Origin of the sequence: Pseudomonas viridiflava (assembly GCF_003702045.1) — a bacterium.
In the GTDB taxonomy this organism is placed as follows: Bacteria; Pseudomonadota; Gammaproteobacteria; order Pseudomonadales; family Pseudomonadaceae; genus Aquipseudomonas; species Aquipseudomonas viridiflava_C.
Genome location: NZ_RBTP01000073.1, coordinates 1 through 15569, shown reverse-complemented (window position 1 = coordinate 15569; position 15569 = coordinate 1). Strand labels below are relative to the sequence as shown.

Annotated in this window: 13 protein-coding genes; 6 read left to right on the top strand and 7 right to left on the bottom strand. The window is 56.9% G+C overall.

All coding sequences use genetic code 11. From position 1 onward, the window contains the following. Positions 1-291: 291 nt before the first annotated feature. Both ALP40_RS22775 and ALP40_RS22770 read left to right on the top strand, forming a co-directional pair. Complete coding sequence (locus tag ALP40_RS22775) at positions 292-1299, top strand: aromatic ring-hydroxylating dioxygenase subunit alpha (RefSeq protein WP_183136077.1); 1008 nt, start codon at positions 292-294, stop codon at positions 1297-1299. A gap of 82 nt (positions 1300-1381) precedes the next feature. Beyond that, on the top strand, positions 1382-2332 hold the full coding sequence (locus tag ALP40_RS22770) for a PDR/VanB family oxidoreductase (protein ID WP_122210409.1): 951 nt from the start codon (positions 1382-1384) through the stop codon (positions 2330-2332). Here the strand turns inward: ALP40_RS22770 and ALP40_RS22765 are convergent, their stop codons facing one another. Both ALP40_RS22765 and ALP40_RS22760 read right to left on the bottom strand, forming a co-directional pair. Further along, positions 2333-3043 (bottom strand): GntR family transcriptional regulator, encoded by a 711-nt coding sequence (locus tag ALP40_RS22765; RefSeq protein WP_122210408.1) that lies wholly within the window; start codon positions 3041-3043, stop codon positions 2333-2335. Positions 3044-3133: 90 nt separating this feature from the next. Further along, on the bottom strand, positions 3134-5077 hold the full coding sequence (locus ALP40_RS22760; RefSeq protein WP_122210407.1) for a bifunctional diguanylate cyclase/phosphodiesterase: 1944 nt from the start codon (positions 5075-5077) through the stop codon (positions 3134-3136). A gap of 300 nt (positions 5078-5377) precedes the next feature. Here ALP40_RS22760 and ALP40_RS22755 point away from each other — a divergent pair, with 300 nt between their 5' ends. Both ALP40_RS22755 and ALP40_RS22750 read left to right on the top strand, forming a co-directional pair. Then, positions 5378-6382, top strand: coding sequence for a nucleoside hydrolase (locus ALP40_RS22755; RefSeq protein WP_122210406.1), 1005 nt, complete (start codon positions 5378-5380; stop codon positions 6380-6382). Positions 6383-6506: 124 nt separating this feature from the next. Next, the gene (locus tag ALP40_RS22750; RefSeq protein WP_122210405.1) at positions 6507-8270 is read left to right on the top strand and encodes a S8/S53 family peptidase; all 1764 of its coding nucleotides are present in this window, start codon (positions 6507-6509) and stop codon (positions 8268-8270) included. An 8-nt stretch (positions 8271-8278) separates the two neighbouring features. On the opposite strand, the gene ALP40_RS22745 is transcribed toward ALP40_RS22750, so the two are convergent. Next, positions 8279-8962 (bottom strand): ATPase, encoded by a 684-nt coding sequence (locus ALP40_RS22745; RefSeq protein WP_122210404.1) that lies wholly within the window; start codon positions 8960-8962, stop codon positions 8279-8281. Positions 8963-9113: 151 nt separating this feature from the next. Then, the gene (locus tag ALP40_RS22740; RefSeq protein WP_122210403.1) at positions 9114-10016 is read right to left on the bottom strand and encodes a LysR substrate-binding domain-containing protein; all 903 of its coding nucleotides are present in this window, start codon (positions 10014-10016) and stop codon (positions 9114-9116) included. 139 nt (positions 10017-10155) lie between these two features. On the opposite strand from ALP40_RS22740, the gene ALP40_RS22735 reads away from it, so the two are divergent. Both ALP40_RS22735 and ALP40_RS22730 read left to right on the top strand, forming a co-directional pair. Next, positions 10156-11496, top strand: a complete 1341-nt coding sequence (locus ALP40_RS22735; protein ID WP_183136078.1) for an MFS transporter — start codon at positions 10156-10158, stop codon at positions 11494-11496. A gap of 19 nt (positions 11497-11515) precedes the next feature. Then, the gene (locus ALP40_RS22730) at positions 11516-12790 is read left to right on the top strand and encodes a glucarate dehydratase family protein (protein WP_122210401.1); all 1275 of its coding nucleotides are present in this window, start codon (positions 11516-11518) and stop codon (positions 12788-12790) included. A gap of 183 nt (positions 12791-12973) precedes the next feature. Here ALP40_RS22730 and ALP40_RS22725 read toward each other — a convergent pair whose 3' ends face one another. From ALP40_RS22725 to ALP40_RS22710, 3 genes are all read right to left on the bottom strand, one after another. Then, positions 12974-13642 (bottom strand): hypothetical protein, encoded by a 669-nt coding sequence (locus ALP40_RS22725; protein WP_122210400.1) that lies wholly within the window; start codon positions 13640-13642, stop codon positions 12974-12976. Between the two features lie 546 nt (positions 13643-14188). Further along, entirely contained in the window at positions 14189-15241 is a 1053-nt protein-coding gene (locus ALP40_RS22715) for a sel1 repeat family protein (RefSeq protein WP_122210398.1), read from the bottom strand. Beyond that, positions 15241-15569: phospholipase D-like domain-containing protein (locus ALP40_RS22710; RefSeq protein WP_122210397.1), on the bottom strand; the 329-nt coding region annotated here is incomplete at its 5' end. The genes ALP40_RS22715 and ALP40_RS22710, both read right to left, overlap by 1 nt.

Genomic DNA, 15569 nt, shown 5'->3' with positions numbered 1-15569 from the left:
CATGCGGTGCATCAGTTACAGCCAAAGGGCCTGCTGCACAGCACATCGTCGCCGTCGTAACCTCCGGGGGCTCCTGCACCCTGCAGACAGACGCAAACCTTAACGGTCGATCAGCCGCATTTTGCCTGATGAAAAATCAGCGACCGGAGCACCTCAATGGATCCACTAAATAATAGTTAATTAATTTAATCATTTTATTTTCCCTTATCCTGTGGCATTAATATCGACAGCCACCGTTATGGCCAAACCTGATGGATCCATAAGAACAAAACCGGACCGTGGAGAACCCTCATGCATCCGAAAAATACCTGGTACGTCGCCTGCAGCGCAGATGAAGTGAGTGACAAACCCCTCGGCAGGCAAATCTGCAACGAGAAAATGGTGTTTTACCGCGATCAGAATCAGCAGGTCGTGGCCCTTGAGGACTTCTGTCCGCACCGGGGTGCCCCGCTTTCTCTGGGCTTTGTCGAGAACGGACAACTGGTGTGCGGCTACCACGGCCTGGTGATGGGTGGCGATGGCAAGACCGTTGCCATGCCCGGTCAGCGGGTCAGAGGCTTTCCCTGCAACAAGACCTTTGCAGCCGTGGAGCGCTATGGCTTCGTCTGGGTCTGGCCGGGTGAGCATGAAAAGGCCGATGCTGCGCTCATTCCTCATCTGGAATGGGCCGTGAGTGATGACTGGGCGTATGGCGGCGGGCTGTTTCATATTCAGTGTGACTACCGCCTGATGATCGACAACCTGATGGACCTCACCCACGAAACCTACGTACACGCCTCCAGTATCGGTCAGAAGGAAATTGACGAAGCCCCGCCTGTCACCACAGTCGAGGGCGAAGAAGTCGTGACGGCCCGCCACATGGAAAACATCATGCCGCCGCCGTTCTGGAAGATGGCGCTGCGGGGCAACAACCTGGCCGATGACGTCCCAGTGGACCGCTGGCAGATCTGCCGCTTCACCCCGCCCAGCCATGTGCATATTGAAGTCGGTGTGGCCCACGCAGGGAAAGGCGGCTATCACGCCCCCCAAGAATTCAAAGCCTCAAGCATCGTCGTCGACTTCATTACCCCTGAAACCGACACCTCGATCTGGTACTTCTGGGGCATGGCGCGCAACTTCAATCCGCATGACGAAGCACTGACCGCCAGCATTCGCGAGGGCCAGGGCAAAATCTTCACAGAAGACCTGGAAATGCTTGAGCGCCAGCAACAGAACCTGCTTCAACACCCACATCGCAACCTGCTCAAGCTCAATATCGACGCGGGTGGCGTGCAGTCACGCAAGATTCTGGAGCCCTGATCGCCAGTGAACAGGCAGCAAGCGACAGCCAGATTTCCGTGACCCACGTGCAGTAAATCAACAGTACGACTTGAGGTGCGACATGATTGACGTAACCGTGCTATCGCGTACTGACGAGGCGCTGGGCATCTGTAGCTATGAGCTGGTTCGATCCGACGGCGGCCTGTTGCCGCCCTTCTCGGCCGGTTCACATATCGATGTGCACCTGCCTGACGGCCTGATTCGGCAATACTCGTTGTGCAACCCGCCCAACGAACGCCATCGCTACCTCATTGGCGTGCTCAACGATCCTGCCTCGCGAGGCGGATCCCTGAGCCTTCACCGGCAGGTTCATCCCGGCACTCATTTGCAAATCAGCGAGCCAAGGAACCTTTTTCCGCTGGCGGAAAATGCCGGCCGAACTCTGTTATTCGGGGGTGGTATTGGGATCACGCCTGTGATCTGCATGGCTGAACAACTCACCGAGGACGATCAGCCATTCGAATTGCACTATTGCGCCCGCTCTGCCGAACATGCCGCCTTTTCCAAGCGCCTGCAGCAATCGGAATTCGCCGACCGTGTGCATCTGCACTGGGATGACCAACCCGATACCCGGCTGGATGCACTCGCCGTTCTGGCCAACCCGCAGAGCGACGCCCACCTGTACGTCTGCGGGCCGCCTGGCTTCATGCAGCATATTCTGGACAGCGCCCGCGCCCAGGGCTGGACGGAAGAGCAACTGCATCGCGAATACTTCACCGCAGCGCCGATGGACACCAGCAACGACGGCAGCTTTTCCGTCGAAATCGGCAGCACCGGCCAAGTGTTTGCGGTGCCGGCAGACAAGACGGTTGCGCAGATACTGGAAAGCAATGGCATCGACATACCGCTGTCATGCGAACAGGGCGTATGCGGCACCTGCCTGACGCGCGTCTTGAAAGGTGTCCCCGACCACCGCGATCTGTTTCTGACCGAGGCCGAGCAAGCGCTCAACGATCAGTTCACGCCTTGCTGCTCACGCTCGAAAACACCCGTGCTGGTGCTCGACATCTGATCAGTCAGGGCGGTGAATGACCTTCATGCGCTCATGCGCACCAGCGCCGAAAATCTCGGCGTAACGCAGCGTTGCATTGGCATGCTCGCGCATGATCGCTTCGGCCCGAGCCCCCTGGCCGTTGACCAGCGCGTCCACCACCGCATGGTGCTGCATGTGCGCAAAATTGAAACGTCGGAATTCACGCACCAGGTCATTGCGGTCCACCGCGAGCGCGGTGACTGAAGCAAACGGAAGATGGTCGTTACGGGCCAGGGCATCGGCGATGGCGGGGTTGCAACTGCCTTCGACGATGACCCGGTGCAGGCGCATGTTCATGTCGTGATAGGCCTCAAGGTCATCCTCGGTCAAGAAGCCTTTGGCGAACAGGGCATCCCCTTGAATCAGACAGGCCTGGAGCTCTTCGGAGGCCTGCGGGGTGACGCCGCGCTCGGCCATCTGGCGGGCCGCCAAGCCCTCGAGCACACCCCGGACCTCGACAGCCCCGGCGATATCATCAGCGCTGATGGAACGCACCTGAAAGCCGCGCCCGCCGAACGGCACCAGAAGCCCCTCCTGCTCCAGCGTACGAAACGCCATGCGCACCGGCATCCGCGACACACCAAACCGCTCGGCAGTCGGCACTTCCATCAAACGCTCCCCCGCTGGCAGCTCGCCGGAGGCGATCATTTTGCGCAGTGCGACGAGTACGGTCTGGCCGGGTCTACTCATGTAAGGCGTTCCGCAAGGTTAAGGCGTGCATCATAACCTTGCAGAGGCGCTTTTCGTTACCACCGTCTCCACAAGACCGATCACGTTCGCTCAACCGAAACTGCGCTCCTCGTCAGGCGTTTCAAGCCACTTCAAGGTGGCTTCAAAGCTGATCGGCGGGCTGTAGAAATAGCCTTGAACCAAGGTACAACCCAACGTTGCAAGCGCGTCGAGCTCTTCCTGAGTTTCGACCCCTTCAATAACGCAGCCCAGCGACATGTCCAGGCTGAGGGCCACCAGTGACTTCACGATCTTGTAACTGGCCGGGTTGTCATGAACGCCTGTGACAAAGCTGCGATCGATCTTGAGCTTGGTCAGCGCCAGTGCGTGCAGTTGGCTGAGACTCGAATACCCGGTGCCGAAGTCATCCAGCGAAATTCCGCAGCCTAACTGACGGAATTGGGTAATCGCCTGCTGCACCTGGGCGATATCCTGCATGACGGCCGTCTCCGTGATTTCCAGATCCAGTCGCGATGGGTCGAAACCACTGTTTTCAATGATCCCGACGATCAGGTTCACCGTCTCGCAGGTGGCGAAGTCGTGGGCCGAAAGATTGAATGACAGCCTGATCGGTGCCGGCCATGACCGCGCTTTCTGCAACGCGAGCGCCAACAACGGTACTGTCAGCCTGTTGATCATGCCAATGCGTTCGGCAATCGGAATGAAACGGGCCGGCGAAACAGCGCCCAGCTCAGGGCTGTTCCAGCGGGCAAGGGCTTCAAACGCGACGGTTTCACGGCTGCAGCTCTCCATGATGGGTTGAAACAGCACGTAAAACTCGGTGTCCAGATTGGCCCGCCGCAGCGCTTGCTCCGTGACCCCATCGGCATGCAGCTGTTCGCGATGGGCGGTGGAGAACAGGCAGGCAGTGCCCGGATTGTGATTCTTGCCCTGATAAAGCGCGTAATCTGCGTACTCGAACAACTGAGTGGCATTGTCGGCCGTCGCCGGGTAAGTGGCGATGCCAAACGTAGCGCCGATCTGGATCGGCATGTCGAGCAGTTCGAAATTCTCGTGCATCTGCTCGCACAACTGCCTGCCAAACGACAGCAATGCTTCGTTACTGATGTCGCCCTTGATCACCAGTGCAAACTCATCACCACCCAGCCGGGAGACATGCACGGTGTCGCTCACCACCGTCATCAAACGCTCGGCGACCAGAATCAATAACTGGTCACCCGTACGATGGCCGTACAGGTCGTTGACCGGCTTGAAGCCATCCAGATCCAGAACGCCAACCGCAAGCCCGGAGCCCTTTTCCAGCGCTTCGGTCATGGCCATGTCCAGCGTCTGGAAGAACCGACGCCGGTTGGGCAGCCCGGTGAGGCTGTCCTGGTTGGCCAGCAGCAGATTTTCGTTGCTCAATCGTTCGGTCTGTACCTGAACGCTCACAAGGCTGACGAAGTCGCGGTACTGGTGACGCAAGATGATGAGCATGCCAATCGACACCAACACGATGTTGGCCGCCGTGGCGATGAAGGTCATGTTGTGGGTCGAGGCAAAGAACACCACGAAGGCGGCGTTGACCACCACCGTTGTCGTCAGGGCTGCGGGCTGCAAATGCATCATGCAGAAAATGCACACGATCACGGTGATGCCCATGAAAAACGCGACGTGCGCCTGCGCATACGCATCCCCATAGGGGTATAGCGCCAGTGACCACCCGGCAAAGGTGGCCGCGATGATGCCTGCCAGAGCATTGGTGCTGCGCAGCGTGGCCAGAATCATTGATTCGGAGGGGATTCGGTTGACGGTGCGCAACCACATGCGCGCGCGGATACCGCACACCAGTGTCAGCAAGCCGGGCACTAACAGCGTCAGCCACATCGGCGCGGAACGGTGGGTAAACGCCAGCGCCCAGGTGTTGACCAGCAAGACGAAATACATCAACGGTAGCTGACGCGACAGGGCGACGTATTGGGCCTGGAGTAGCCTGGGGTTATCGGTGGGAACTGACATCAGGGTGCGCATGGCGCCCAACAGTTTTTTCAGCATCGCAAGGCTTCTCTGTTACCACAGTCAAAGCGCACATGGCTTGCTGTCTATCATGCGTGCCGGGCAACGTTCGGCTCGCTTGTCATGCTCTCGGCCAGTGCGGCTGTTTCTTTAACGCAAATTCTGTTTCTCGTTTTTTTAAATCAAATAATTCTCCCGTAGCTACAGGGCACTCCCTCGACGGACACTGACAGCTGTTGTATATATCAGCCCTGCTTTTAGAACACGTTATTTAATGAACCCCGGCCAAGAAGAACGGTCGCTTGACAACTTCGTTGTCCTGCCTCACGGAGAAGTTACATGAACAGGAAAGTTATCATCGATACCGACATGGGATGGGACGACGTACTGTCCATCGCCTACCTGATGAAAAGGCCGGACATCGACATCATCGGCGTCACCGTCACCGGCTGTGGTGAGACGGATCTGGGCTGGGGTGTGATCATTGCCCAGCATCTATTGGGTATTGGGGGCCGACTCGATACCGTCGTCGCGCGCGGCACCGACACACCGCTGGAACACGACTACCGCTTTCCTCAAGACTTCAAGAACGACATGAACGACGTCATGGGTCTGCTGGGGTCGTTGAACCCTTTGCAGTTACCACCGTTGTCGGATACCCCGGCCTGGGTGTTTCTATTTGAAACAATCAAGAACAGCCCCGACCCGATCACGGTTCTTTCACTGGGTGGTTTTACAAACATCGCAAAGATGCTGTCACTGAGCACGGTTGAAGATGATTTTGCAAAGCTCGATGGTATCTACGCGATGGCGGGCGCGGTGTATGTAGACGGCAACGTGGCCGCTTTGAACAATGCACAAGCCATTTGGGATCAAGGCCCTGCGTATAGCAGTAACGTTTATGCAGAGTGGAATGTGTTCGTGGATTCGGTCGCCGCCAATACCGTATTCGGCTCGGCGCTGCCACTGACACTGGTGCCATTGGATGCGTGCAATCAGGTCGTGCTCGATCCGTCGTACTCGGCACTGATCACCGCCACAGACCCGGTGGCGACCCTGGTGCGCCAAGTGCTCGAAATCAAATCCGGCAGTCATGCCGAAGGCAGCCTGCCAGTACCCATCTTCGACCCGCTGGCAACGTTGCTGATGGCGGGTGGTATTAGCGCCACGAAAGTCAATGCCGAGTACCTTGCGGTCGACACGACCGGTTCCGAACGCGACAACCACTGCGGGCAGATTCTGGAAAAGGACAGCGGCTCGCGACGTATCTCGTTTGTCACGGGCGTTTCGCAAACCGCTTTCGCCAGAAACTTTGCCCAGGTCGTGAACCGTCCGCTGAATTGACGTTGCACCCCGTGCCCGAGCGATGCGCCCGGGCATGGCCAAAGGCAGGGTCCCTGCCTCATGAACCATGTGCGGCATGCGGCAGTCAGAAGCGTACTTCACGCCCCCTGTTCAGGATTCCCGCATGTTCAGCCGTACCCTGCTTGTCGCTGCCGCCCTGGCCTGTTCCTCTTTCGCTTTTGCTGACGACACGTTGCGAATCGAACGGCTGCAGCGTTGCGACGACCGGCTCGATCGCCAGCAGCAGACGTTCTGCCTGCGTGCGGAAGGCATGGACAACGGCCCGGTTGAAATCAGATTGAGCGGCAAACTGCTGCCTGACTCAACCATACAGCGCGACGGGGACCGCCTTCGCGTGCAACTGAATGACGCCGACTGGAAAAGCGGCCCGCTGTGGTTGCAGCAGGCAGGCAACAGCAGCAATCCGGTCTGGCTGAGCATGGCAGGCAGTTACGTCCAGGCCGCCACGCCGGATGAAGTCGCGAAAAACATGGATGGGCTGACCACCTACGTCAACCTGATCAGCCTGATCATTGAGGAGCGCTTCGACGGACGCAAAGAGGCAGAGCGTATTGCACAGAAATTTGGCGCAACCGTTGTGGGTTCGATCGCCCCGCTCAACACTTGGCAACTGCGTTTGCCCGCCAAGAACCTCATAGAGCGCGACGCCACGGTACTGCGCATGGGCAGCGAAGTCAGCGTCGACGCAGTGGTCATCGAAGAGTCCCAGGCTGAAGCCGCTGAAGGCGAGGCACCGCCGTCAGACGGCAAGCAGGAAAAACCGACCCGAGAGCAGTGGACCGCCAACCGTTTCATGGACGCGGTCAATTACTACCAGCGCCGAATACCCGGCAAAGTCTCACCAATCACGCCCGCCCCTATTCGCGTGGGTATCATCGAGCGCAACGTTGATTTCGACACCCCGGACTTTGCCGATTATCGTGGCGACTGTCACAGCGGCGCGCCACGCACCTGCGTATTCGCCCGGGACGCCCGCAAACCTGACGGACATGGCACCACGGTGACCGGCATTCTGGCGGCCAATACCGCAGAAGGCGGCAATACCGGGTTTCTGAGATCACTGGATGGCGCAAGTCAGGGTTTCGACGTAATCGTCGAGCGTAACTCCGACGCAGGCATCACTGCCAACGTGGCAGCCTCGGTCAACCTAGTCGAGGACGGCGTCAGGGTGTTGAACTGGAGCTGGGGCATTCACCGGATCGGCGCCAAGAACATTCAGGGCGACGATGTCGACTCACTGGTGCGATCAGGGCTTGCGATGTCCGGCTATGAGGAACTGCTGGAGGAGTTTTTCCTGTGGTTGCGCGAAAAACACCCGGACGTGCTGGTGGTCAATTCGGCAGGTAATGGCGCGTCGTTCTCGAGCACCGATGAATACCGGCTGCCCTCCTCCTTTATTACCGACCAGTTGCTGGTGGTGGGCGGCCACCAGCGTACCGAACGCGACGACGTCGCCGTGGACGACCCGGACTACGTTGAAAAACGCGCATCGTCCAACGTCGACATGCGTGTAGACATCATGGCCTCTGCCTGTACCCGAGCGTCCACCGTCAAGGCGGGCGAACAGGGTGACGTCCACTGTGGCACGTCCTACGCAACCCCTATGGTGACAGGTCTGGTCGCCGCCATGCTGTCAATCAACCCCACGCTCACACCTGAACAGATCCGCATGCTGCTGCGCCGCAGCGCCATGACCATCGGCAGCAACTATGATTTCGAACCCGTAGGGGCAGACGACCTGACCGCGCCGATACTGCCGTCAGAGCGTGAATTCAAACTGCACAACAAAGATGTGGGCCGCTCGGCGCGGCTGGACATGCAGAAGGCTCTGGACCTTTCAGTGCAGAGCCGGGACCGCGTGAGGTAAAAACGCTTTCAGTTGGCTGCGACTTGATCCCGTGCCGCCTGCATGACCAATGCCTTGAGCGATGCATCGAACTGTTTCAAGGCAGTGACTTGCAGGTCGCGCTGCTGATCGATCTGCGCAGCGATTTCCGGCGCCGCCTTACCCTGAACCCAGACCGAAGGTAGTTGCTTGCCGGTCGCGCCTTCTGCCTTACCGATGTATTGCAGATCGGCGTCGTAGAACCGCGCCAAATAGCGCGCCTCGACCTGGTTGTTGCGCTTGCTCACCAACTGGTTGTACGTGTCCAGCATCACCACCACGTCAGGCCGCGCCTGAATGACCGCGTCCAGATTTTCATAGACCGTCACCGACGCGAACTCCTTCTGCAGAGAGCCGGTCAGCCAGTCGATGGCCAGCTTCGGATCGGAGCTGTTGATGAACGCATCACGGATGCGCGAGTCCAGCGCGTTATTGCGAGCGGTGCGCTGGGCAACGGCGTGATAGTCAGTCAGGTATTGGAGGTTATTGAGCGTGTTCTCGCTGTACAGCACGCCGACTGACTGTGAATGCTGAAGACTGGCGGGGCTTTGCGCGACCGGCTGTAAGTGACAAGCCTGTGCGTCATTGAGCGAAGTGGCAGCGGAAACGGACGATGTCGCCAAAGGCGTACTGATCAAGACAGCGACGAGAGTCAGCAGGTTGAATATTTTCATCGTTCGTTTCCTTCTGTGTGGAGCAAGTGGCTATGACGCCATCCTCCTCCTTTGCCGAAAAAACAGAACTTGCCTTTCTTGATGGTGACTATCGATTGAACGAATGATAGTACACGGCCACGATCCGCCTACCTTTTCGGCACCCATGACTTCAATTATTCATATCAACCTTCACCGCTGCTCGAATGGCTTCGAGCAGCATCATGCACGCCGGATTGTCGTTGTCGGTCCGCCAGACCAGATGCAACTCACTCTGCACGCCCTCGCCCAGATCGATCTCGCGAAACACCACATCCTTGAACACCACATTAGTCGCGCAGCGGGGCACCAGCGCCAAGCCCATTCCGGCATTGACCAGCGCCAGAATGGTCAGCGACGAGCCCAGCCATTGCACGTATTCGGGTGCCACGCGTGCCGAGCGAAACATCCCCGTCAGCAATTCGTTGAACGGCGGATAAGCCGAGTGGGAGTACATCAAGAACGGCGCACCATCCAGATCCTCGACGGCTACCGATGAGGCATGTGCCAGCGGATGATTGCCAGGCACCGCCAGAACGAACGGCTCGCGCACCAGACATTCAGTCTCATAGCCCGGCTGAAATAACGGCGCACGCACGATGCCCAAATCAATGCGCCGCGCCCTGAGCGCTTCGTGCTGTTGATAGGTATTCATCTCGGTCAGGGAGATCTTCACCTGCGGCTGATTGAGGCGGGCCTCAGCGATGACTTTGGGAAGAAATTCGTAGACCGCGCTGCCGACGAAACTGATGGTCACCGAGCCAATATCGCCCTCGGCAAAGCGTCGCGCGGAAATGGCCGCCTGCTGGGCACGCTCCAGCAGTGTCTGGGCCTCAATGAAAAACGCGCGCCCTGCTGCGGTCAAGGCCACGCTGCGCGTGCTGCGTGTAAACAGTTCGACACCCAAATTGTGCTCAAGCAACTGAATCTGTCGGCTCAGCGGTGGCTGGGTCATGTTCAGGCGTTCGGCAGCCCGACGAAAATTCAATTCCGTGGCCACGGTGGTAAAGCAGCGAAGTTGTGCCAGCTCGAACATTGATTCATTCCAGGTATCAATCAAATCAATGACTAGATTAGACGGGAATAATCCCAGCGTCCATGATCGGCCCATCCCCAAAAAAACAATGAATGGGAGTTGCCTCTTGAATACCGTCCCCCACGCTTCGGACGCCACGGTGCTTGCCCGTGCGGCCAGCAAGGTGAAGCGCCACGTATTGCCGCTGTTCGTGGTGATGTTCATCGTCAATTACATCGACCGGGTCAACATCGGCTTCGTGCGCAGCCACCTGGAAACCGATCTGGGCATCGGCGCCGCTGCTTATGGATTGGGCGCGGGCCTGTTCTTTGTCGGCTATGCACTATTCGAAGTGCCCTCCAACATGCTGTTGCAACGCTACGGTGCCCGCGCCTGGCTGACCCGCATCATGTTTACATGGGGCGCGGCGGCGATGGCGATGGCCTTCGTTCAGGGTGAAACCAGTTTCTATGTACTGCGTTTCATACTCGGCGCGGCTGAGGCCGGGTTCTTTCCCGGCATCATTTATTATTTCACCCAATGGCTACCCGCCAGTGATCGCGGCAAGGCAATGGCGCTGTTTCTAAGCGGTTCAGCCATCGCGTCGGTGATTTCCGGGCCGTTGTCCGGCGCACTGCTGGGCATCAGCGGCTTGAGCCTGCATGGCTGGCAGTGGATGTTTCTGATCGAAGGTTTTGCCTCGATTGTGCTGTGCGGTTTCGTCTGGTTCTGGCTGCAGTCTCATCCCCATGAAGCCAGATGGCTCACTGAGGAAGAGAAAACCACGCTGGTAAATGCCATCGCCGAAGAACAACGCGCTCGGGAGGCCACACAGACCGTCCGCCCTTCAGTGTTCAAGCTGCTGGCCGACCGGCAGATCATGCTGTTCTGTTTCATTTACTTCTCCGTTGCGCTGACCATCTACGGTGCGACCTTCTGGCTGCCAAGCATGATCCGCAAAATGGGCAGCCTCAGCGACTTTGAAGTCGGGCTGTTCAACTCGGTGCCCTGGCTCATCTCGATTGTCGCCATGTATGGATTCGCGGCGCTGGCCGCGCGCTTCAAGCACCAACAGGCGTGGGTCGCCGTCACGCTGGTGATCGCCGCGTTCGGTATGTTCATGTCCACCACGGGCGGGCCGATCTTCGCGTTCGTCGCCATCTGCTTTGCCGCCATCGGCTTCAAGGCAGCCTCGGCGCTGTTCTGGCCCATCCCACAGGGCTACCTGGATGCGCGTATCGCGGCGGCAGTGATCGCGCTGATCAACTCCATCGGCAACCTCGGCGGCTTCGTGGCGCCGACCGCGTTCGGATTTCTGGAGCAGACCACGGGCTCCATTCAAGGCGGCCTGTACGGACTCGCAGCGACCTCGTTGCTGGCAGCCGTGGTGATCTTCTTTGCCCGCACCACCCCGCGAGGTGATGCACACCGCCCGTCCAAGGCTGAGCCGGCACCGCATGCCACTGCCCCGCTCAGCCCCCACTCCAGCCTCAAACCCTGATCATCCGGGAGACAGTCCTTTGAAAATCATCCGAGTTACGGTAACCCCTATCGCCTTCCGCGATCCGCCACTGCTCAATGCCAGTGGCATCCACGAACCTTTCGCCCTACGCTCGATTATCGAAATAGAGAGCGATAACGGCTACATCGGTTTGGGTGAAAGCTACGGTGATGCGCCAGCACTGGCCATCCAGCAGCAGGTGCAGCACCAACTGATCGGCGTCGATCCGTTCAACCTCAGCCAATTGCGCAGCATCGTTCAAGCCACCGTAGCCGCCCATAAACCGGCCAGCCTGGACGGTGCGGAACTGGCTCCCGGCTCACATGCCAGCAAGGCTGTGAGCAACGCGTATTCAGCCTTCGAAGTGGCGTTCCTTGATTTGCAGGCACGCTCGATCAACGTGCCTCTGGTGGACCTGCTCGGCGGTGCGGTACGCGATCAAGTGCCCTTCAGCGCCTATCTGTTCTTCAAATACGGCCAGCATGCGGAGTCACCCTACCCGCCGGACAGCTGGGGCGAGGCGCTGAGCGAAGAACAGATCGTGGCTCAGGCGCGACGGATGATCGAGGCGTATGGTTTCAAGAGCATCAAGCTCAAGGCCGGCGCACTGAATCCGGAACACGAAGTGTCCTGCATCAAAGCCCTGAAGAAAGCGTTCCCAGGCTATCCGCTGCGCATCGACCCCAACGGCAACTGGTCGCTGGAAACCTCCATCAGAATGGCCGAGCTGCTGGGCGATGACCTGCAATATTACGAAGACCCGACCCCAGGCCTGGACGGCATGTCTGAACTGCACAAACGCACCGGGCTGCCACTGGCAACCAACATGGTGGTGACCGACTTCGACGAATTCCGCCGCAGCGTCGCCTTAAACAGCGTGCAGATCGTGCTTGCCGATCATCACTACTGGGGCGGTCTGCGCGACACCCAGGCACTGGCAAAGATGTGCGACACCTTCGGCCTGGGCGTATCGATGCACTCCAACTCTCACCTGGGTATCAGCCTCATGGCCATGACCCACGTCGCCGCCTCCGTGCCCAACCTTGATTACGCCTGCGACACCCACTATCCGTGGCAGGAGCCGGATGAAGAAGTCATCAAGGGCGGCAAACTGCCCATTGTCGACGGCTGCGTCCAACTCACCCGCGCACCGGGCCTGGGGCTTGAACTGGACTACGACCAGCTCGGCAAACTGAACGATCAGTACCTGAGTTGCGGCATCCGTCAGCGTGATGATGTGAGGCAGATGCAGAAATACAAGCCGGAGTGGACGGCGGTGAAGCCGAGGTATTGAGGCAGATTCGGGCGCGGCTCAGACGGAGTGCTCCCCGAACAGGTTCACATCCTGAGGGCTGCCCCAGGCTGTATCCAGCGAGGCGCAGTCCGTCAGACATTACAACTTTTTCATTGAATGGTGAGCGCACAGTTATTCCAACCAAGAGAGGATTCTCAGCGCAATCATCCATCCAGGTCCGATTCACTGCTTATCCGTAGAAAGGTCGGTAACCCTGTTAATCTTTTTAATAGGATTCTCAAAACTGCCAGATACATGATCTATCAGCGTTTTGAGCGAAGGTATGGAGGTGATGAAAGATTGACCCCCCGTACTTTCAAGATCTTCAACCTGCTTTTTTACTCTGATACTGATGCTTTTGTCGTCCACTACTTTAGCGACCGCAATAAACCCATTTTCCAACGGATGAACGCGCTCTTTTGAACCTACACCAGGATAAAGCTCTGCAGGTTGAAAATCACTCAACACAGCAACAAGTCTTACCGAAGAGTACACCCACGGCTGAAAGTTTGTTATCAACATGACGTACGTCTTTATCAAAATATAACCTGCGAATGTCGCCCCTACCGAGTGCCCAAGCACCTCTGTAAAGTCAAGTTCCCCTAGCACCACCCTGCTCCAAAGCCTTCGAAGATAGGGCAGCAAACCGACCATATTCATTAGTGCTGCAGCGTAGCCGAGCGGGATGATTAGGAAAGATGCCATCGCCGCAACGACTAAAAAAACAAATCCTAACAACGATAAAATCAGCGCTATTATCAATATCCATGCAGGAATGTAGAAAAGCAAAGCCAGAAATCCTACGGTGACATCGAATGACTGGGGTGGCAGTCCTAATGCTACGGCGACCATCTATCGTGCGTGCACCGTTGAAACCAGCAGAACCGTCAAGTTAAGGATGACTATCGGTGTTTTGCCAAATGGCTTGTCCCACATGGAGGCCATCCACTTTACGCCCCGCCAGAACCACACCGAAAATCCTGCGATGAACCCCAATGATGCCAGTAAAATTGCAAATTGGAAAACCGCCATCCCATGAACATCGACACCATCAGTCCAATGAACGACACCAGTACCGAAAACCAATAGAAACGTCCTGACCAACTCAGTGCTGTGTAGGTATTTTTAAGCCGTCCAACCATTAACATACTGCCTTTCTCCACATTCAATATTGTACCAATAAAGTCTTTTCAAACACCCGGCATCGATTTTCCTAATGAGCCAGCGGCATTGAAGCTGTTTTCGGCAATCACCAATACCGTAGAACGCCCATTCATGGACACGTATCTCCGTCAGCCATAAGCCCAAATAACGGGTTTGCGCCGACGTTATATGCGTCAATGCCCAATGGCACATGCAAACCTTGAATCCGTGCAGAGACCGCTGACTTTTAATGGGTCAGTCTTTCTCGTACAGCGGCGACTTCGGTAACGGCTTGCCGGTCTTCGGATTGAGGAGCTTGGCTTTGGCCAGTTGCTCGATCAGGGCTTCGGTTGGTTTTGGTGGCTGCACGTTGGCCTTGCGTTCCTCGATCCATTTCAGCTTGCAGTCCCAAGCGGGAAGTTTGGCGGGAGGCAAGGGAACGATATCGTTGACTTCCGGGACGGCGGGGTTGGCGTATGACCAGTCTGCTAAGAGGCTCCAGATTTTTTTGTAACGCTCTGCACGCTCAAGGTCTTCCTGCTGCCCAAGATAGTACAAGCGATCATCCGGTTTCGGCCCACGAAACCCCTTCCCTAAAAAGGATGCCGAAGTATCATCTCCAGCAGCAACGCCTAATTGAAAAGCTTCTAGCGCTTCCCTGTAGTATCCAGCTGTTGATAAGTGGACACCTAGCGCCTTGGCTGCCAAGCCATTACCTTGTTTTGCTGCACAACGCCGCATGTCTCGCGCAACATCCGGAGCGATGTCAATAGGTGCTAGCTTATCAGCCACGTATGCCTGAGCTAGCGCATTACCCTCATCAGCCGCTTTTCGGTAGTAACGCAAAGCCATTTCCGGATCCTGCTGCAAGCCAGCAACTCCCCGTTGCAGGTAGGTAGCTATGAAGTAGTAACCTGTCGCGACCTTTGCATCGATTAATTGCTGGCTCAGACGCAGTAACTCTTCGCCGCTCAGCTTGAATTGTCCTCGCATCGTACCGTTCTGCAGATTGACATTAGCCTTATAGTGTTGGTTTTCAGCGGCAATCCGATAAAGCCGTTCTATCTCTGTATCAACAGTATTGTCCTGCTTGAGCTGATTATTCTTTTGTAGCCACCGAGCATATTGGAAAAGTACATCTGTATTATCGAGCGCTGCAGGGATTTTTTCATGTGCGCACGTAAACGCTAATTTTGCATCGACTTCTTTTAAATTTTCCAAGTGAGCGTCCTTAGTTCTTAAAAAGTTTGCGTTAGCGGTACTGCACAAAAATAATAGCAGGCCCGAGATCAGAAAAGTTGTGCGCATTAATCAAGATCCTTGTAAATCGCATCGCCGTAATGGAATTGAACAAGTGACGCATATGGTGAGGCTTTGGCCTCGCGTAATTCATTATTCCGGTCAACTATTTCCTGCCACGCTGAGTAAGCATCTTTCGGATCATCCTGCGCCCCCTTATTCCCCTTATGCAGCCCCCACAACCTGCGCCTCAACTGTTGTGTCGTGTCCGCATGCTCATGACAAATATTCAGCTCACTGTCACCCATCATGCTGCGGGTGTTGATGTTGGCAGAACCCTGCGTGGTGTACACGTCGTTGACGATCATCAGCTTGGAGTGGATGTACACCGACATCC

What these genes read in the sequence shown, in the direction of transcription:
- ALP40_RS22775 (WP_183136077.1), top strand. Translation starts at nt 292, where the DNA reads ATGCATCCGAAAAATACCTGGTACGTCGCCTGCAGCGCAGATGAAGTG.
- ALP40_RS22765 (WP_122210408.1), bottom strand. Translation starts at nt 3,043, where the DNA reads ATGAGTAGACCCGGCCAGACCGTACTCGTCGCACTGCGCAAAATGATC.
- ALP40_RS22740 (WP_122210403.1), bottom strand. Translation starts at nt 10,016, where the DNA reads ATGTTCGAGCTGGCACAACTTCGCTGCTTTACCACCGTGGCCACGGAA.
- ALP40_RS22760 (WP_122210407.1), bottom strand. Translation starts at nt 5,077, where the DNA reads ATGCTGAAAAAACTGTTGGGCGCCATGCGCACCCTGATGTCAGTTCCC.
- ALP40_RS22745 (WP_122210404.1), bottom strand. Translation starts at nt 8,962, where the DNA reads ATGAAAATATTCAACCTGCTGACTCTCGTCGCTGTCTTGATCAGTACG.
- ALP40_RS22755 (WP_122210406.1), top strand. Translation starts at nt 5,378, where the DNA reads ATGAACAGGAAAGTTATCATCGATACCGACATGGGATGGGACGACGTA.
- ALP40_RS22715 (WP_122210398.1), bottom strand. Translation starts at nt 15,241, where the DNA reads ATGCGCACAACTTTTCTGATCTCGGGCCTGCTATTATTTTTGTGCAGT.
- ALP40_RS22750 (WP_122210405.1), top strand. Translation starts at nt 6,507, where the DNA reads ATGTTCAGCCGTACCCTGCTTGTCGCTGCCGCCCTGGCCTGTTCCTCT.
- ALP40_RS22725 (WP_122210400.1), bottom strand. Translation starts at nt 13,642, where the DNA reads ATGGTCGCCGTAGCATTAGGACTGCCACCCCAGTCATTCGATGTCACC.
- ALP40_RS22770 (WP_122210409.1), top strand. Translation starts at nt 1,382, where the DNA reads ATGATTGACGTAACCGTGCTATCGCGTACTGACGAGGCGCTGGGCATC.